16 protein-coding genes are annotated in these 18,411 nt (G+C 70.1%); 5 read left to right on the top strand and 11 right to left on the bottom strand.

The genetic code is table 11. The features are described 5' to 3' along the window. Positions 1-30 precede the first annotated feature (30 nt). The 3 genes from I0C86_RS05745 (at position 31) to I0C86_RS05735 (ending at position 3,882) form a co-directional block, all read left to right on the top strand. Entirely contained in the window at positions 31-774 is a 744-nt protein-coding gene (locus tag I0C86_RS05745; protein WP_196200148.1) for an AraC family transcriptional regulator, read from the top strand. Positions 775-887: 113 nt separating this feature from the next. Then, complete coding sequence (locus I0C86_RS05740; protein WP_196200147.1) at positions 888-2,513, top strand: MFS transporter; 1,626 nt, start codon at positions 888-890, stop codon at positions 2,511-2,513. A 304-nt stretch (positions 2,514-2,817) separates the two neighbouring features. Then, positions 2,818-3,882: an RNA polymerase subunit sigma-70 gene (locus tag I0C86_RS05735; RefSeq protein WP_323373482.1), complete on the top strand. Its 1,065-nt coding sequence runs from the start codon at positions 2,818-2,820 to the stop codon at positions 3,880-3,882. Positions 3,883-3,969: 87 nt separating this feature from the next. Here the strand turns inward: I0C86_RS05735 and I0C86_RS05730 are convergent, their stop codons facing one another. Then, complete coding sequence (locus I0C86_RS05730; RefSeq protein WP_230393617.1) at positions 3,970-5,451, bottom strand: ATP-binding protein; 1,482 nt, start codon at positions 5,449-5,451, stop codon at positions 3,970-3,972. A 194-nt stretch (positions 5,452-5,645) separates the two neighbouring features. On the opposite strand from I0C86_RS05730, the gene I0C86_RS05725 reads away from it, so the two are divergent. Continuing rightward, positions 5,646-6,809 (top strand): serine hydrolase domain-containing protein, encoded by a 1,164-nt coding sequence (locus I0C86_RS05725; RefSeq protein WP_196200144.1) that lies wholly within the window; start codon positions 5,646-5,648, stop codon positions 6,807-6,809. A 12-nt stretch (positions 6,810-6,821) separates the two neighbouring features. On the opposite strand, the gene I0C86_RS45365 is transcribed toward I0C86_RS05725, so the two are convergent. The 8 genes from I0C86_RS45365 to hemL all read right to left on the bottom strand — a co-directional run bounded on the left by I0C86_RS45365 (position 6,822) and on the right by hemL (position 14,050). Further along, positions 6,822-7,268 carry a DivIVA domain-containing protein gene (locus I0C86_RS45365; protein WP_196200143.1) on the bottom strand — a complete coding sequence of 149 codons (447 nt, stop codon included), beginning with the start codon at positions 7,266-7,268 and terminating at the stop codon, positions 6,822-6,824. A gap of 81 nt (positions 7,269-7,349) precedes the next feature. Continuing rightward, complete coding sequence (locus tag I0C86_RS05715) at positions 7,350-7,778, bottom strand: VOC family protein (protein WP_196200142.1); 429 nt, start codon at positions 7,776-7,778, stop codon at positions 7,350-7,352. A 119-nt stretch (positions 7,779-7,897) separates the two neighbouring features. After that, positions 7,898-8,962: a c-type cytochrome biogenesis protein CcsB gene (gene ccsB / locus I0C86_RS05710; protein WP_196200141.1), complete on the bottom strand. Its 1,065-nt coding sequence runs from the start codon at positions 8,960-8,962 to the stop codon at positions 7,898-7,900. After that, positions 8,962-10,617, bottom strand: a complete 1,656-nt coding sequence (gene resB, locus I0C86_RS05705) for a cytochrome c biogenesis protein ResB (protein WP_196200140.1) — start codon at positions 10,615-10,617, stop codon at positions 8,962-8,964. The genes ccsB and resB overlap by 1 nt, the downstream gene beginning before the upstream one ends. Next, positions 10,617-11,471 (bottom strand): cytochrome c biogenesis CcdA family protein, encoded by an 855-nt coding sequence (locus I0C86_RS05700; RefSeq protein ID WP_196200139.1) that lies wholly within the window; start codon positions 11,469-11,471, stop codon positions 10,617-10,619. The genes resB and I0C86_RS05700 overlap by 1 nt, the downstream gene beginning before the upstream one ends. Continuing rightward, a complete protein-coding gene (locus tag I0C86_RS05695; RefSeq protein WP_196200138.1) occupies positions 11,471-12,058 on the bottom strand; it encodes a TlpA family protein disulfide reductase in 588 nt (195 codons plus the stop codon). Before I0C86_RS05695 ends, I0C86_RS05700 begins: the two co-directional genes overlap by 1 nt. A gap of 1 nt (position 12,059) precedes the next feature. Continuing rightward, positions 12,060-12,707 (bottom strand): histidine phosphatase family protein, encoded by a 648-nt coding sequence (locus I0C86_RS05690; RefSeq protein WP_196200137.1) that lies wholly within the window; start codon positions 12,705-12,707, stop codon positions 12,060-12,062. 5 nt (positions 12,708-12,712) lie between these two features. After that, positions 12,713-14,050, bottom strand: a complete 1,338-nt coding sequence (gene hemL / locus I0C86_RS05685) for a glutamate-1-semialdehyde 2,1-aminomutase (RefSeq protein WP_196200136.1) — start codon at positions 14,048-14,050, stop codon at positions 12,713-12,715. 190 nt (positions 14,051-14,240) lie between these two features. On the opposite strand from hemL, the gene I0C86_RS05680 reads away from it, so the two are divergent. Then, positions 14,241-14,576, top strand: a complete 336-nt coding sequence (locus I0C86_RS05680) for an STAS domain-containing protein (protein ID WP_196200135.1) — start codon at positions 14,241-14,243, stop codon at positions 14,574-14,576. 103 nt (positions 14,577-14,679) lie between these two features. Here I0C86_RS05680 and I0C86_RS05675 read toward each other — a convergent pair whose 3' ends face one another. Both I0C86_RS05675 and I0C86_RS05670 read right to left on the bottom strand, forming a co-directional pair. After that, positions 14,680-15,234 carry a response regulator gene (locus I0C86_RS05675; protein ID WP_196200134.1) on the bottom strand — a complete coding sequence of 185 codons (555 nt, stop codon included), beginning with the start codon at positions 15,232-15,234 and terminating at the stop codon, positions 14,680-14,682. A 25-nt stretch (positions 15,235-15,259) separates the two neighbouring features. Next, on the bottom strand, positions 15,260-18,411 hold a 3,152-nt coding region (locus I0C86_RS05670; RefSeq protein WP_196200133.1), incomplete at its 5' end, for a hybrid sensor histidine kinase/response regulator.

Raw genomic sequence — 18,411 nt, 5'->3', positions numbered from 1 at the left:
GCTGTCTGACTTCCGATAAACTGCCAATCAATGACGAATACCCGCCACCGGCCGGTAGCGCCGACCCGCGCCCAGCGGCTGGCCTCCGGGTCTGCCATCGACGCGCACCGCCACGACGACCACCAAATCGTCTACGCCGCTCGTGGCGTACTCGCCATCACCACCGACGCGGGTGCCTGGGTGGTGCCCGCCACCCGCGCCATCTGGGTGCCCGCCGGCACCAGCCACGCCCACCAGGCCTACGGCGACGTCGAACTGCACCTGGTCGGCCTGCCGGCGACCGACAACCCGCTCGACCTGACGGAGCCGACGGTCCTGGCGGTCGGGCCGCTGCTACGCGAGCTGATCCTCGCCTACACCCGCGTTCCACAGGACGTCGACCCGGCGCGTGGGCGCCTGCGGGCCGTTCTCCTCGACCAGTTGCGGGCCTCGCCTCAGCAACCCGTCCACCTGCCCGCCCCCACCGAGCCCCGGTTGCGGGCACTCTGCACGATCCTGTACGCCGACCCGGCCGACAACCGCACCCTGGCCGCTCTCGGCCGGCAGGTCGGCGGAAGTGACCGTACGCTGTCCCGACTGTTCCGGGCCGACCTCGGCATGACCTTTCCGCAGTGGCGCACCCAACTGCGGCTACACCGCGCGTTGGTGATGCTGGCCGAGGATGTCCCGGTGACCGCCGTGGCGCACCAATGTGGATGGTCGTCCGCCAGCGCCTTCATCGACGTCTTCCGGCGTACCTTCGGACACACCCCGGGCCGACACGAGCGCCGCTAGCGCCGCCCGGGCGATCGTCAGAACTCATCAGGAATCCGATGACTTTCTCGGGACCCTGCCGTCTCAACAGTGAACCGCGGGACAGCGCGGCCGAGATTGAGAGGACCAAGAGCATGACTACAGTCGACGGGCGGGCGGGCGCAGCCGCCGCCCCGGCCGTGGCTCCTCGGGCCACCTGGCGGGAGTGGCTCGGCCTGGCCGTGATGTGCCTGCCCACCATGTTGACGACGGTGGATCTCAACGTGATGTTCCTGACGTTGCCACACGTCACCGTGGACCTGGGGCCGAGCAGCACCGAGCAGTTGTGGATCTCCGACATATACGGATTTCTGATCGCCGGCTTCCTGGTCACCATGGGGACGCTGGGCGACCGGATCGGTCGGAAGAAGGTCCTGCTGTTCGGCGGCGCGGCCTTTCTCGGGGCGTCGCTGCTGGCGGCGTTCGCGACCTCCACGATCGTCCTGATCGTCGCCCGCGCCCTGCTCGGTGTGGCTGGCGCGACGTTGATTCCGTCGATCCTCGCGCTGCTACGGACCATGTTCAAGGACCCGAAGCAGATGGGCGCCGCGATGGGCGTCTGGGGCACGTCCCTGATGGCCGGTGTGGTGCTCGGCCCGGTGGTCGGCGGTCTGATGCTGGGCGCGTTCTGGTGGGGCTCGGTGTTCCTGCTCGCCGTCCCGGTCATGGGTCTGCTGCTGCTCGCCGGCCCGGCGCTGATCCCCGAGTCGAAGGACCCGACCGCGGGCCGTCTGGACCTGTTCAGCGTGGCGTTGTCGCTGCTGGCCATCCTGCCGTTCGTCTACGGCCTCAAGGAGTTGACGCGCAACGGCTGGGCGCCGGTGCCGCTGATCGCCCTCGTGGCGGGGCTGGTCTTCCTCGTTGTCTTCCTGCGCCGGCAGGCCCAGCTGGCCCACCCGCTGCTGGACCTGAGCCTGTTCAAGATCCGTGCGCTCTCGACGGCCCTGACAATGGCCCTGATGATCGCCTTCGTGATGGGCGGCGCCGGTCTGATGGGCAGCCTCTACCTGCAGATGGTCGAGGGACTCAGCCCGGTGCGGGTCGGCACCCTCCTGCTGATCCCGTCCGTCGTGATGATCGTCGTCGGCAACCTGGCGCCGGCGATCACCCGCAAGGTCCGTCCCGCGTACGTGCTCACCGGCGCTTCCCTGATCGCGGCGGTCGGAATGGTGGTGCTGACCCAGGTGGAGAGCACCGCCGGGTTGACCACCCTGCTGGTCGGTCTGGGGATCGTCTACGTCGGTGGCGCCGCCGTCGGCCCGATGACTCCGTTCCTGGTGATGTCCTCGACGCCGCCGGAGAAGGCCGGTGCCGCCGGGTCGCTCTCGTCGGCCGTCGGCGAGTTGGGCGTCGCCTTGGGTGTGGCCATCCTCGGCCTCATCGGCACCGCGACGTACCGGGGTCGGGTCAGCGTCCCGGGCGAGGTACCGGCTGACGCGGCGACCACCGCCGGGGAGAGCATCGCGGGTGCCACGGCAGTGGTCAAGCAGGTCGACGGCCCGCCCGCGGCTACGCTGCTCGACTCAGCCCGGGAGGCGTTCACCACGGGCCTGAACACTGTCGCGCTGTGCTGCGTCTTCGTCTTCGTCGCCCTGGCCGTGGTGGCGTTCGTCGGGCTGCGGCACGTGCCGTCGCTCGGCGACATGCCGATGCCGGGCATGCCCCCGAAGGAGGCGGAGCCGGACCGGGACGCCGTCGGCTCGGCGCAGCCGGTGCACTGACGCACCACCTGGCCATCGCATCGCCGCCGCTCCGGGCATCCGCCGCGGTGCCCGGGGCGGCCGATGGGCCTGCCGGACGTACGTGGCCCGGGCCGCCGCGGCGGTCGCCACCCGGACTGGCCGTCCATCCGGGCTGCGCGGCCAGCGACACGGTCACCCGGTGCCGGCCGCACACCTTGGCGTGTGGTGCGGGGTGATGGCCGGTCCCGACGTGAAGAAAGGTGAGCTGAGCGGCACCGTAAGCCGTGCTACGGTGCTGGCCGACCGTCATCCAGCAGTAGCTGTCGGAAGCGGGACACGATCCGTGAGCCGTGTCAAGGTCAACCCAATCCAGTTCGAGGCACGCCCTTCTGCACCCCTCGACGAGGCGACCTTCGGCCGTCTGGTCGAGACTCACCGCCGTGAGCTGCAGGTCCACTGCTACCGGATGCTCGGGTCCTTCGAGGACGCCGAGGACCAGGTCCAGGAGACCTTCCTTCGCGCCTGGCGCAAACGGGACACGTTCGAGGCCCGGTCCACGTTCCGCGCCTGGCTCTACCGGATCGCGACGAACGCCTGCCTGGACTTCCTCAGCCGCCATCCCCGGCAGCCCCGCGCGGGCCGCAGCCCACTGCTGCCGGAGGGCAGCGCCCGTCTCGGCACACCCGACGAGGTGTACTGGCTGCAGCCCTATCCGGACCGGTTGCTCGAGCCGACCGCGCCAGCCGACGCGGAGCCCGCCGCGGCGGTGGTGGCCAAGGAGACCATCGAGCTGGCGTTCCTGGTCGCGATCCAGCATCTGCCACCACGCCAGCGGGCGGTGCTCATCCTGCGCGACGTCCTCGGCTGGCCCGCCGCCGACGCGGCCGAGGTGCTGGAGGTCAGCGTCGCCTCGGCCAACAGTGCCCTGCAACGGGCCCGGGCCAACCTCAAGGACCACCTGCCACCGCACCGGATCGAGTGGGCGCCCGCAGCGGATCCGACCAACGAGGAACGTGCGCTGCTGCAGCGTTACATGGGGGTGCTGGAGCGCGCCGACACCGGTGCGTTGGCCCAACTGCTGCGGGAGGACATCCGGATCACCATGCCGATGTCGGTGCCGTGCGTGCCGGGAATGCCCGACCCGGCCTGGTGGGGTCGGTCCTCCTTCCTGGCCAGTCTGCGCGACGTGCTCGACCCGGGCTCGCCGGCCTACCTCGGCCAGTGGCGCAGCGTGCCGACCCGGGCCAATCGGCAGCCGGCGGCGGCCCACTACGTACGCCGTCCGGGTGACACCGCTTTCCGCCCGCAGGTGCTGGAGGTGCTCCGGATCGCCGACGGCAAGATCGTTGAGATCACGGCCTTCGAGCCGGATCTGTTCCCCGTGTTCGGCCTGCCGAAGGCCCTGTGACCGATCGCCCCCGAGCAGGGGCGACGCCCACCAGCCCTGGTCGGGCGACCACGCTGACGAGGCACCAGCCAAGCGGTGCCGCCGCCGTCACTCGCCGGCGTAGAGCCGGGGCAGATCGACCAGGACGACGTCCGGCCGCCCGGCCGCGACCGTGGTGAGCCGCTCGGTGAAGCCCTCGGCGCTGGCCAGCAGCAGCCGAACATCCCCGGTGTCGAAGCCGGGCCGGCCCCACAGCACCTCGCGAATCCGGTCCAGCCGGTCGAGATCCGGCTCGCCGAGCCGGCGTCCCCACTTCACCTCGCCGATGGCCAGCAACGGACGGGGACCGTCGCCGATCGGCGGCTCACCGAGTGCGACGAGGTCGAGTTCGTGTCTCGTCCGACGCACCGGGTCGGTCAGCACGCCGGAATTCGCCTCGGCGACCGGACCGCCGAAGGTTCCCGGTGCCGCGAACCGCAGCGCCCACTCCCGGACCAGTTCCTCGAAGCGGGGGCCGAGGACGGCGCTGGCGTACCGGCGTTGCGAGCGGCGCCAGACGTCCGCGCCCCGACGCTGCTCCAGCGCGGTCCAGGCCGGCCGCATGACCGCCTGGTAGAACGTCACCAGTGGCTCGGTGATCCGGAAGCTGCTCCGGCCGGTGCGGAACGAATCGGGTGCCCGGACGAGCAGGCCGACGTCTTCCAGCACTGTCAGCGGGTGTTGCAGGTCGGTGGCCTTGCGTCCGATGTAGCCGGCGATCCCGCCCCGGGTCGCGTTGCCTTCGGCCACGGCGGCCAGCACCGAGTGGTAGAGCGCGGTCTCCCGCAGGTCCGGGTCCTCGGCGAGGAGGTAGCGGGCCTCGCGAAAGAGCGGCCTGGCCGGGTTGAGGACCGCCCGTACCACCCAGTCGTCGAAGTCGGCCAGGTCTGCGGGCGCGTCGTCGGAGACGTACTCCCGGCGGTAGGCGGGGGTGCCGCCGACGATCGCGTAGACCCGCGCCGCGAGCGCCGGGTCGGTGATCCCCCAGAACTGCGCGGCGCTGCGGAAGTCCAGCGGCTGGACCGGCAGCTCCAGGCTGGCCCGCCCGCGCAGCGGCGCCGATCCGGCGAGCAGGCCGCCCATGAAGGAGAGCGCCGACCCGCACAACAGGATCCGGGTACGGGACTCGACGCGCTCGGCACGGCCTGGTGTCAGGGCGTGCTGGATCACCGAGGGCAGGTCCCGGCTGGCTCGGGCCAGGTACGGAAACTCGTCGAGTACGACGGTGGTCGGGCCGGCCCGGCCCACGGCGAGGAGCGCGTCGACGGCGTGCTCCCAGTCGGGCAGTTCGACCGGCCCGGGGGCGCCGGTGTGCTGCCCGAGCGCCGCTCCGAGCCGACGCAGCGAATCGGTCGGGGTGGCCTCGGTGGCGCCGAAGTAGAACCCGCCGGTGGCGCGGGCGAGTTCGTACAGCAGCAGGGTCTTGCCCTGCCGTCGGCGCCCGGTGACAACGCCCAGGGTGGCGCCGGGACGGTCGTCGGTGGCGAACCGGGCAAGATCCGCCCACTCGACGTCCCGGTCGAAGATCCCCGCCGGTTTCCGCGGCTCCACCACTCGGCCCCCTAGTTAGAGGTGTACTTCTAAGAATCGTACTTCTAAGTCGCTTGCCGGGCGACATCTCTTCCCGCCACGGAACCACTATCGCTATATTGCTAGTTAGCTAGTACATTGTTCCTACGCCACGGCGTCGATCCGTCGCACGCCCACCTCTCGCCTTCCCGCTCCTCCACCAAAGAAGGACACTGATGACCGCACGTCGAACCATCCTCAGGGCCGGCGCGGCCGGGGCGCTCGCGCTGACCGTCGGCACCGCCACCGGTACCCCCGCAGCGGCGGCACGTCGCACCGCACGACCGCGCACGGGACCCGACCCCGTAGCACTTCAGACCGCCCTCGACGGCATCGCGGCCGGAGCGGCGTCCGGCGTGCTGGCCGAGGTACGGCACTCAGCACGGGTGTGGCGCGGCAGCAGCGGCGCCGCCGAACTCGGCACCACCCGGCCGGTACGGGTCGACGGACGGTTCCGGGCGGGCAGCATCACCAAGTCGTTCGTGGCGACCGTACTGCTCCAACTGGCCGGTGAACGGCGACTGGCCCTCGGTGACCCGATCGAGCGGTGGCTGCCCGGAGTCGTTTCCGGCGGGGACCGGATCACCCTGCACCACCTGCTGCAACACACCAGCGGAATCGTCGATTACACCAGGACGGCCCAGTTCCGCCAGCTCTACGGGACGGTCGAGGGGATCCTCGCCACGCGGTACCGGACCTGGACGCCGCACGAACTCCTGGCGTTCATCACCGGTACGCCCCCACTGTTCGAGCCGGGAACCAGCTACCGATACTCCAACACCAACTACATCCTGCTCGCACTCGTCATCGAGCGGGTTACCGGCAACCACTACGCCACCGAGGTCCAGCGCCGGATCCTGCGCCCGCTCGGGTTGGCTGGCACCGAACTCCCCGGCATCCATCCGTACATCGCCGGGCCCCACTCGCACGGCTACCTGCCGGTCCAGCGCGACGGAACCTACCAACCGGTGGACATCACGGCGTTCAACCCGTCGGCTGCCGGGGCCTCCGGAGAACTGCTCACCAGCGCCGCGGACCTCAACCGCTTCTACCGCGCCCTGCTGACCGGACGGCTGCTGCGTCCGGCACAACTCGCCCAGATGAAGACCTCGTGGAGCACCGGTGCCAGGGCCGACTACGGCCTCGGCCTACAGACCAGGCGGTTGGCCACCGGCACGACGGTGTGGGGGCACGGAGGTGAGATCTTCGGGTACGAAGCCGCCTCGTGGAGCACCGAGGACGGCACCCGCCAACTGACCGTCGCGGTCAACCCGTGGGGCGAGGGCGATCTCCACGCTCTGATCGACGACCTCCTGGCGGTGGCGTTCCGCCAGCCCTGACCGGCCCCGCCGCTACCCGATCGGGCCGGAGGTCGACTCCGTCTGGTCCGTCACCCGAGAGGACTGTGCGCGCAGGTGACGAAGTGCGTCGGTCGACTCCGGCCGCCGGTCCAGGATGGCGTCGGCCTCGGCCCGAGCCTCGGAAACCAGCCGCTCGGCCTCCCGCCGACCTTCCGCACGGTGGTCCTCGGCCTGCTCCTCGGCCAACCGCAGAATCTGCTGGACCCGTTCACCCAGTCCGGCCAGGTGCTCCCTGGGCCGCCGATCCACCCTGGACGGCGGGTCCGGCTGCCCGGCACCGAGGGTGGGTGGCTCCGGTGTGCCGACCAGCAGCAACCCAAGCCCCAGAACGATTCCGACGCCGGCCACCCAGACCGCGCCCGAACCGAGGTACGGCCCGGCCCCGACCCCCACACCGAGTCCGATCAAGAGCGTGGCCGTCCTGCTGAACCTGCGCATCCGCGTCCTCCCGTACCGCTGGTGGGTGCTCTCGCCCGCAAGTTTGCCAATGCGGTCAAGCGCGGCCGGGGACGGCGGGCGCTACGGTGCCGGGGGCGCCTCCGCCGGCAGGGTGAGCTGCCAGGAGACGCCGAACCGGTCGTTGACCCAGCCGAACTTGGCGCTGAAGCCGTACGAGCCGAGCGGCATCAGCGGCGCGCCCTTCTCGACGAGGGCCGCGTACAGCCGGTCGATCTCCTCCTCGGTCTCGCACTGGACCCAGAGCGAGATCGCCGGGGTGAAGCCGAACTGGTGCTGCACGTTGCTGTCGATGCACATGAACTGCTGGCCGGCGATGGCGAAGGTCGCATGCCGTACCGAGCCCTCGGTTCCGGACTCGTCAGGGCCGTACCGGTCGACGGCGAGCACCTCGGCGTCGTCGAACAGCGAGGTGTAGAAGGTCATCGCCTCCTCGGCGCTGCCCTCGAACATCAGGAACGTGGTGACCTTCTGGGACGCGGTGACGGACACGTCGCGCGACTCCTCTCCCGGGTGCGAGTGCGAGATGCGCGTGGACAACCACGCACAGGGAGATCTTTCACGCGTGACTTATATAAGTCAAGACTGACAGAAGGATCGCGTCCGACGTGTCAGTCAAGCCCGCCGTACGAGTGCAGGCCCTCGAAGAAGATGTTCACGCCGTACAGGTTCATCTGCATGGTCAGGAAGCCGAGTACGGCGATCCAGGTCGCCACCGGGCGCTTGACGCTGGGCGTCGCCCTCGCGTGCAGGTAACCGGCGTAGACCACCCAGGAGATGAAGGCCCAGATCTCCTTCGGGTCCCAGCCCCAGTACCGTCCCCAGGCCGCCTCCGCCCAGACCGCGCCGGCCATCACAGCGAAGGTGAAGATCGGGAACGCGAAGGCGTGCAGCCGGAAGGTCAACCGTTCCAGACTGGCAGCGGCCGGCACCCGGGCGCCCAGGGTGTACGGAAAACTCCGCTTGCCCTGGTCGTACCCGTTCCGGATCAGGTACATCACCGCCGGTACGGCACCCAGCAGCAGGATGCCGGACGAGGTCGCGATCGTCGCCACGTGCACGACGAACCAGTACGAGTCGAGCGCCGGCACCAGCGGCACGATCGGCACGTACAGCACCAGCCCGGCGACGGCCAGCAGGAGCACCATGGCCAGCGTCACGAAGAGTCCCAGGTGCCGGAGTGCGGGGCGCCGGTACAGCAGCCACAACCAGCCGACCACCCCGACGAGGGTGACCGTGAGCAGGTACTCGTACATGTTGCCCCACGGCATGCGCTCGGCAGCCACACCACGGGTGACCACCACGCCGAGATGCACGACGGCCGCGATCACGGTCAACGCCGCCGCGATCCGCCCGGCCAGCAGCGCCCGGGTCAACTTCGGCCCGTCCGCACCGGAGGCAGGTCCGGCGGCGCCGAAACCCGGCCCGACCGCGCCGAAGCCCGGCTCGGCACCGGCCGGTGCCACCACGTCGGCGGCGTCCAGTTTGGTGCCGACCACCGGCTCGGATCCGCCGCCCCCACCGGCTCCGACCAGCGCCAGCTCGCGTGCCGGCCGGATCGCCGCCCGGCCGACCACGCTCCGGGTGCCGAAGGCGTACTCGGCGGCGTGGCCGATCATCGCCAGCAGATACCCCAGGATCGCGACCACAAGGAGTTGGTCGGACAGCGCGGCCATCAGTCGGTCCCCTCTTCCGTCGCCCCGACCTGTCGCGCCCCGCCGGGCCGCGTCGCGGCGACGAGTTTGTCGAACTCGTCGGAGAATCCCGAGTACTCGGCGCGCGGCAATCCGCCCACCTCCACCAAACTACTACGTTCTGTCGTGGACGTCTCGCCCGGTGCCGAACCGACCCGGAACCACACCCGCCGCCGCCGGCCGAACAGGGACAGCATCAGGCCGGCGAGCAACACCACCGAGCTGACCAGCACGACCCGCTCGCCGGGGTCGTACCGGACCGAGAGGGTGATGTACTGCCGGGTGCCGAGGAACTCGACAGTCGTACCGTCGTCGAGGGTCCACTTCTCACCGGGCCGCAGCAGCTTGCCCTCGCCGAGCCGGGTGAGCTTTCCGTTGTCGACCTGACGCTGGTCGAGCCGGTAGACCGAACCCGAGATCCCCGCGTCCATCCCGAGGTTCCCCCGGTACGCGAACAGCATCACCGCCGGCGACCGCTCCGCCGGGTACTCGGAGCGGGCGTACGGCGGCGCGTCCGGGGCGGTCGGCAGGTAGAGACCCTCGAAGGCGACCTGAAGCTGGGGATTGCGCGCACCGGTCACCGGATCGAGGTTGACGTCCGGAAAGATCGCCACTCCCTCGCTGGTCAGGTTGCCGTCGATGGTGAGGAACGCCTCGTCGCTGACCTGCACCTCCCCGGACCGGTCGGTGTAGCGGATGATCGGCGCGTAGCCGTGCCCGAGCAGGTAGACGCTGGCACCGTCGTTCAGCCGCAGCGGGTCGTTGACCGAGAAGCTCGCCCGGTACGGCGCCCGGTCACCCTCCGCCACCATCGTCTCCGCCCGGAACGACGCCGGCTGCCCGGTCGACAGGAACCGGGCCTTGAAGTCGGTCAGCTCCAGGCAGAACGGCGGCAGGTCGCTGCCGTCCACCCGGTGCCCGAGCCGGGACTCGCTGTACTGCTGGAGGGTGTTGCAGAAGGCGTTGTCCTGGCCGGCGACCAGCAACCGGTTGCCGTGCCAGCCGTACCACGAGCCGAGCCCGATGCCGACCAGCACGCCGATCAGCGAGAGGTGGAACAGCAGGTTGCCGGTCTCCTTGAGGAAACCCTTCTCGGCCGACACGGTGTCGTCCCGCACCGCCACCCGCCAGCGCCGCCTGCGGAGCATCGCCGCGATCGCCGCCAGGTCGCCGTCGTGGTCGGTCAGCACGGCATGCTGGGGCAGCCGGTCCAGCCGCTTCGGCGCCGCCGGAGGTGCGGTGCGCAGCGCGCGTACGTGGTCGAGCAGCCGGGGCACGATGCAGCCGACCAGCGAGGTGAACAGGAGTACGTAGATCGCCGAGAACCACGGCGAGGCGTACACGTCGAAGCCGCCGATCCGGTCCAGCACCGGGAAGAGGTCGGGATGCTCCGCCTGGTAGGCGTTGACGTTCTCGATGTTGATGTTGCGCTGGGGCAGCACCGATCCCGGGATCGCGGCGACGGCGAGCAGGAAGAGCAGGATCAGCGCGGTACGCATGCTGGTGAGCTGCCGCCACGAGTTGCGCAGCAGCGCCACCGGCGCCGGAGTACGACGTACCCGGGGCGGGGTCGGCGCCTCGTCGCCCGGCGGGTTCTCGACCTCGGTGGCCTCGGCCTGCCCGTCCACGGCCGGCATCAGATGCCCACCCCGCCGGCGCCGAACGTGCTCTGCAACCAGATGACGAGGTCCTGCCAACCGCCGGTGACCAGGGCCAGCCCGATCACGAGAAGCAGCGCGCCGCCGACCCGGGTCACCCAACGGCTGTTACGGCGGATCGCCCGGAACACTCCGAGCAGCCGATGGAAGCCGAGCCCGAAGACGACGAACGGCAACCCCAGCCCGAGGCAGTACGCGATGGCCAGCACGACGGCCCGGTCGGCCCGCCCGCTGGCCGTACCCATCCCGATGACGGCGCTGAGGGTCGGGCCGGTGCAGGGAATCCAGGACAGTGCGAAGACCGCGCCGAAGACCGGCGCGCCGAGCAGTCCGGCCGCCGGCAGCCGCTGGATCCGTACCTCGCGCTGCATGCCGGGGATCCAGCCGAGGTAGGAGAGCCCGAACACGATGATCACGATGCCGATCGCGATCTCCAACGGCCGCTTCTGTGTGAACAGCACCTGACCGACGGCGGTGACCAGAACGGCGGTCAGGGTGAAGACGACGGTGAAGCCGGCGATGAACAGCAGCGTGCCGGCGAGCACCCGACCGCGTACCGCCCTCGCCGTCCGGGTCGGCCGGGCGGCCACCGCCACCCCGCCGCCAGCGGCTGCCGGCGCGGCGGGCCGGTCGACCGCCGTCCCGCCCTGTTCCGCGTCGCCCCGGCGCTGGTCCAGGTCGCTGCCGGCCAACCCGGTCACGTACGACAGGTAGCCGGGCACCAGCGGAAGCACGCACGGGGACAGGAAGCTCACCAGGCCGGCGAGCGCCGCCGCGCCGACGGCCAGCAGCAGCGGCCCGCTCTCGGCGAGGTCGGCGAACGTCTGGCCCATCAGTTCGGCCCGCCGCCCGGCGCGGACTCTTCCGCCGCCACCCGGGTGAGGATCGGCTCCAGCGTCTGCCGTTGGATCGCCGCCCGGACCACCACCGCGATCCGGCCCTTCCGGTCCAACACGACGGTGGCCGGGATGGAGTTCGGCGGAATGTCGAAGGCGAGCGCCAACTGACTCGGCGGATCGAAGACACTCGGGTACGTGACCTTGAAGGCCTTCTCGAACGCCCTCGCCTTGTCCCGCCCGTCCTGGATGTTGATGCCGAGGAAGCGGACGCCCTTCTCCCGGGTCGCCTGGTAGGTCGCCTCCAGGTCGTCGGCCTCGGCCCGGCACGGCCCGCACCAGGAACCCCAGAAGTTGACCACCACGACCTGACCACGGTCCTGGGCGAGGTCGTAGTTCCCGCCGGACAGCAGCTCACCGGCGACCTTCGGCGCGTCCGGGCGATGCTCCGGAGCGCACTCGATCACGCCGTCCTTCGTCGTGCAGTCGTCCTTCCAGTCACCCTCACCCGAGCAGCCGACCAGGGCCAGCGTCGCGGCGACCGCGAGCAGGGCGCCGATCCGGGCTCGCCGGGGGCGGCTCATCTCATGCCCCCTTGGCCGTCCGGGCGGTCGGCGACATGGCGACCAGATGCGCGGCCGGTTCCGTGTAACCGATGCCGACGATCTTGGCGCCATCGAAGTGGAACGAGGTCAGGCTGGCCAGGCCGCACTGCCGCTTACGCGGGTCGTGCCACAGCCGCTTGTGTTCGACGTACCGCCGGAGGGTCCAGATCGGAAGCTGGTGCGAGACGCAGATCGCCTCCCGCCCCTCGGCCGCGATCCTGGCCGCGTGCAACGCCGCGAACATCCGCTCGGCGATCGCCGTGTACGCCTCGCCCCAGGACGGGGTGACCGGATCGCGCAGCACCCACCAGTTACGGGGATCGCGGAACGAGCCGTCGCCGGGCGACACCCGCTTCCCCTCGAACCAGTTGGCGCTCTCGATCAGCCGCTCGTCGACCCCGACCGGCAGCCCGAACTGCGCGGCGATCGGATCCGCCGTCTGCTGGGCCCGCTCCAGTGGGCTGGCCACCACGTGCACGATGTTCCGGTCGGCGAGCGCCTGCGCCGCCGCCTTCGCCATCTGCACACCCAGTTCCGAGAGCCGGTAACCGGGCAGCCGACCGTAAAGGATCTTCTCCGGGTTGTACACCTCACCGTGCCGCAGCACGTGAACGACCGTCGTAGCCAAACCAACTACCCCCCGTGACCGGCCGCCGCCGCAGCCTCGGCCGCTACCGGCAACGCCGCCGCGATCTGCTCCAAGGCGGCGTCGTCCAACGCCGTCGACACGAACCACGACTCGAAGGCACTCGGCGGCAGGTACACCCCGGCGGCCAGCATCGCGTGGAAGAACGCCCGGAACGCCGCCACGTTCTGGCCCCGCGCGGTGTCGAAGTCGACCACCTGCGCGTCGGTGAAGAAGACCGAGAACATGTTTCCCGCGTACGACAACCGGTGCGGCACCCCGGCGGCGCCCAGCGCGTCACTGGCGAGCCTGCGCAGCGTGGCGGCGGTTTCGTCGAGTTTCCGGTACACCGCCGCGTCGGCCAGCCGCAGCGTGGTCAGCCCGGCGGCACAGGCGAGCGGATTTCCGGAGAGCGTCCCCGCCTGGTAGACCGGACCGGCCGGCGCGAGCCGACCCATGATGTCCGTACGCCCACCGAACGCCGCCGCCGGCAGCCCGCCGCCCATCACCTTGCCGAAGGTGAAGAGATCGGCGTCGACGGGTTCGAGTCCGGCCCAGCCGCCGGCCGAAACCCGGAACCCGGTCATCACCTCGTCGACGATCAACAGCGCGCCGTGCGCGTGGGCGATCCTGGCGAGCGCCGCGTTGAAACCGTCCCGGGGCGCCACCACGCCCATGTTTCCGGGGGCGGCCTCGGTGATGATCGCGGCGATCTCGGAGCCCTGCGCCGCGAACATGGCCTCGACGGCGGCCACGTCGTTGTACGGCAGCACGATTGTCTCGCTCGCCGCCGCACCGGTGACCCCGGGCGAATCGGGCAGACCGAGCGTTGCCACGCCCGAACCGGCGGCGGCGAGCAGGGCGTCGACGTGCCCGTGGTAGCAGCCGGCGAACTTCACGATCCTGCTGCGGCCGGTGTAGCCCCGGGCCAGCCGGATGGCCGACATGGTCGCCTCGGTGCCCGAGTTGACCAGGCGTACCTGCTCGACCGGGGTCCGGGCGACGATCTCGGCCGCCAACTCGACCTCACCCTCGGTCGGGGTGCCGAAACTGGTGCCCCGGGCGGCGGCGTCCTGGACCGCCGCGACCACCTCGGGATGGGCGTGCCCGAGGATCAGCGGCCCCCACGAGCAGACCAGGTCGACGTAACGCCGCCCGTCCGCGTCGAAAAGCCACGGCCCGGAGCCGCGCTCCATGAACCGGGGCGTACCGCCGACGGCCAGGAACGCACGCACCGGCGAATTCACCCCGCCCGGCACGATGGCGCGGGCGCGGTCGAACAGGGCCTGGGAGGCCGGTGCGTCGGCCGGATAGCGGCCGGGCCCGGCAGAATACGTCTCGCTCACGGTGTCGCCATTCTGTCAGCGCCACCTGCCCGCCCGGCACCCACCCCTCACAAGGTCGCCCACGTCACCCTCCCAGATGTAAGGAAGGGCCCCCGCTTATCGCTTTCTGTAGAAGAAGGGTCCCCTGCTAACCGGCGAGGCAGACGGGCATCAACAGGCCGGTTCGGTTAGATCGCGATAGGCTGATCGGGTGAACCGGGCCGAACTGACAATCGGTGTGCAGCGGACGCCGGACGAGGTGATCCTCCGCCTCGGCGGCGAGATCGACATGCTCACCGCCGCCAGGCTGTCCAGTGTCGTCAACGAGGTGCTCGCCGACGCACCGACCCGGATCGTGCTCGATCTGACCGATGTCACCTTCTGTGACTCTCAGGGCCTGGGCACCCTGGTGGTGCTCAGCCGCAAGGCCAGTCACGCCCAGAGCCTGCTGGTCCTGACCAACGTCGGCGATTTCCTGCTCAGGGTCCTGGACATCACCGGGCTCCGCTCGGCGCTGATGATCCGCAACGAGCAGTCGACCGGCTGACCCTTCGTCAGCCGGTGGACGGCGCGTCGACCGGCTGACCGCCCGGCGGGCGGCGGCGCGGGTGGTCAGGCGACCGCACCCCAGCGGGCGGTGGCGCGGTCGGTCAGGCGACCGCACCCCAGCGGGCCTGCTCGAGCACCTCCACCGCGCGATCCCGGCCGTCCGGGTCGTCCGAACGCAGGAGCGCGACCGCATCGTCCACGGCCTCGGTCATCGACCGCCACTGCGTGTCCCGCTCCCGTACCAGCTCGGACTGCGCGGCGAGCTGCCGGGTTTTCACCCACAATTCGACGAAGACCGAGACCTTGGCCCGAAGTACCCATGGATCGAACGGTTTGGTCAGGTAGTCGACCGCGCCGACCGCGTAGCCCCGCAGCGCGAGCTGGGCATCGCGGTCGGCCGCGGTGAGGAAGATGATCGGGACGTGCCGGGTACGCTCGCGCCGCTTGATGTGGCTCGCCGTCTCGAAGCCGTCCATCTCCGGCATCTGGGCGTCCAGCAGGATGACCGCGAAGTCGTCCACCAGGAGCTGCTTGAGCGCGGCCTCCCCGCTCTCCACAGCGACCGCCTGCACCGGCAACCCCTGCAGGATCGCCTCGAGCGCCATCAGGTTCTCCCGCCGGTCGTCGACCAGCAGGGCTTTGGCCAGCTCACTCACGCCGATAGTCCCCTCGCGGCCGCGGTCACCCGTCGACCTCTCGTCCGTCGCCGATCACCCAGGACGCCATCAACTCGATCAGCTCGTCCAGGTCGACCGGCTTGGTGATGTAGTCGCTCGCCCCGGCCGCGAGCGCGGACTCGCGGTCCCCCGGCATCGCCTTCGCGGTCAGGAACACCACCGGCAGGTCCGTGAAGCGGTGATTGCGGCGGATCGCCCGGGTCGTCTCGTATCCGTCCTGGTCGGGCATCATCGCATCCATCAGCACGATGTCCACCTCCGGATGCTCCGCAAGCAGTCGTACGCCGTCCACTCCGTTGTCCGAGTAGAGCACGGTCATGCCATGCAGTTCCAACGCGCTGGTCAACGCGAAGACGTTCCGGACGTCGTCGTCGATGATCAGCACGGTGGCGCCGTCGAGCTGGCGGGCGGCCGGAGTCGTCGGGTGGTCCGGCTCGGCGGGCGTCCGCAACATGGTGGCCAGCCCGCCCCGGCTCGACGGCAGTGGCGGCACCGGCATCGGGGCGACCACCGCGTCCGGGGCGAGTACGTCCGGTACGAACAGGGTGAACGTCGAGCCCTGTCCCGGTGCCGACGACACGGTGATGGTGCCGCCGATCAGTCGGGCCAGGTCCCGGCTGATGGACAGCCCGAGGCCGGTCCCGCCGTACCGCCGGCTGGTGGTGCCGTCGGCCTGCTGGAACGCCTCGAAGATCAGCCCGAGTTTGTCGTCGGAGATGCCGATTCCGGTGTCGATGACGGTGAACGCCACCACCTGGTGCGCGGTGGCCAACGCCGGCACGTCGAAGAACGCGCCCTCCGGTGCCGGCCCGATCCGCAGGGTCACCGCACCGTTGTCGGTGAACTTGACCGCGTTGGAGAGCAGATTGCGGAGAATCTGCTGTAGTCGCTGGGCGTCGGTGACCAGTGTCGACGACAGTTCCCTGGATACCCGTACCTGGAAGTCCAGGCCCTGCTCCTCGGCCTGCGGCGCGAAGGCCTGTTCGACGTAGCTGCGGATCTCGGAGAACCGCACCTCGGTCGGCTCGACGTCCATCCGGCCGGCCTCGATCTTCGACAGGTCGAGGATGTCGTCGATCAGGGAGAGCAGGTCGGAGCCGGCACTGTGGATCGTGCGGGCGAACTCGATCTGCTTCTCGGTCAGGTTGTCCTCGGAGTTGTCCGCCAGCAACCGGGCCAGCAGCAGCAGCGAGTTCAGTGGCGTACGCAGCTCGTGGCTCATGTTGGCCAGGAACTCCGACTTGTACGCCGATGCCCGCGCCAACTGCTGCGCCTTGTCCTCCAGACCGATCCGGGCCAGTTCGATCTCCCGGTTCTTGGTCTCGATGTTGCCCTTCTGCTCCGACAGCAGTTGTGCCTTGTCCTCCAGTTCGGCGTTGGTCCGCTGTAGCTCGGCGGACTGTTCCTGGAGTTCGTGGGCGAGCCGCTGGGACTGGGACAGCAGTTCCTCGGTCCGCCGGTTGGCCTGGATGGTGTTCACGGCGATGCCGATGGTGAGCACCAGCCGCTCCAGGAACGACAGGTGGAGGTCGAGGAAGGGCGAGACGCTGGCGAACTCGATGACGCCGAGCAGTTCGCCCTCGAAGAGGACGGGCAGCACCACCAGGTCGGCCGGGGGTGTGGCGGCGAGTCCGGACCGGACGGTCAGGCTGCCGTTCGGCGGAGCGCCGACCCGGATCGTGCGCCGGGAGAGCGCGGCCTGCCCGACCAGTCCTTCACCGGGGCCGAACGTGACGTCGTGGTGCCTGGCAACGTAGCCGTACGACGCGGTCAGCCGGAGCCGCATCACCGCCTCGTCGTTGTCGGCGAGGAAGAAGGCGCCGAGCTGGGCGTCGACCAGCGGGGTCACCTCGGTCATGATCATCCGGCAGACCTCGCCGAGATCGCGCTGCCCCTGTAGGAGGCCACCGATCCGGGCCAGGTTGGAGTCGAGCCAACCCTGTTCCGCGTTCTTCTTGGTGGTCTCCCGGAGCGTGACGATCATCTGGTTGATGTTGTCCTTCAGCTCGGCGACCTCGCCCTGCGCCTGCACGGTGATCCGCTGGGTCAGGTCGCCGGTGGTCACCGCCGTGGAGACCTGCGCGATCGCCCGGAGCTGGGTGGTGAGCGTGGAGGCGAGCTGGTTCACGTTCTCGGTCAGCGCCCGCCAGGTGCCGGAGACGCCCTTCACCTGCGCCTGGCCGCCGAGCTTGCCCTCGATGCCGACCTCCCGGCCGACCCGGGTCACCTCGTCGGCGAACGACGAGAGCTGGTCGACCATCGTGTTCACGGTGCCCTTCAGCTCCAGGATCTCGCCCTGCGCGTCGACGGTGACCTTCTGCGACAGGTCGCCCTTCGCCACCGCCGTCGTCACCGAGGCGATGTTCCGGACCTGCGCGGTCAGGTTCGATCCCATCGAGTTCACGTTGTCGGTCAGGTCGCGCCAGGTACCGGAGACACCCTTCACCTCGGCCTGACCGCCGAGCTTGCCCTCCGTACCGACCTCGCGGGCCACCCGGGTCACCTCGTCGGCGAACGACGAGAGCTGGTCCACCATCGTGTTCACCGTCGACTTCAACTCCAGGATCTCACCCCGGGCGTCAACGGTGATCTTCTGCGACAGGTCGCCCCGGGCGACCGCCGTGGAGACCTGGGCGATGTTCCGGACCTGTGCGGTCAGGTTCGACGCCATCGAGTTCACGTTGTCGGTCAGGTCGCGCCAGGTGCCGGCGACGCCGCGTACCTGGGCCTGACCGCCGAGCTTGCCCTCGGTGCCGACCTCGCGGGCCACCCGGGTCACCTCGTCGGCGAACGACGAGAGCTGGTCCACCATCGTGTTCACCGTCGACTTCAACTCCAGGATCTCACCCCGGGCATCGACCGTGATCTTCTGCGACAGGTCGCCCTTCGCCACCGCCGTCGTCACCGAGGCGATGTTCCGGACCTGCGAGGTGAGGTTCGACGCCATCGAGTTGACGTTGTCGGTCAGGTCCCGCCAGGTACCGGAGACACCCTTCACCTCGGCCTGACCACCGAGCTTGCCCTCCGTACCGACCTCGCGGGCCACCCGGGTCACCTCGTCGGCGAACGACGAGAGCTGGTCCACCATCGTGTTCACCGTCGACTTCAACTCCAGGATCTCACCCCGGGCATCGACCGTGATCTTCTGCGACAGGT

Source organism: Plantactinospora alkalitolerans, from assembly GCF_015690345.1.
Lineage (GTDB): Bacteria > Actinomycetota > Actinomycetes > Mycobacteriales > Micromonosporaceae > Plantactinospora > Plantactinospora alkalitolerans.
The sequence above is the reverse complement of the archived record's forward strand: the minus strand, read 5'-3'. Positions and strand labels throughout refer to the sequence as shown.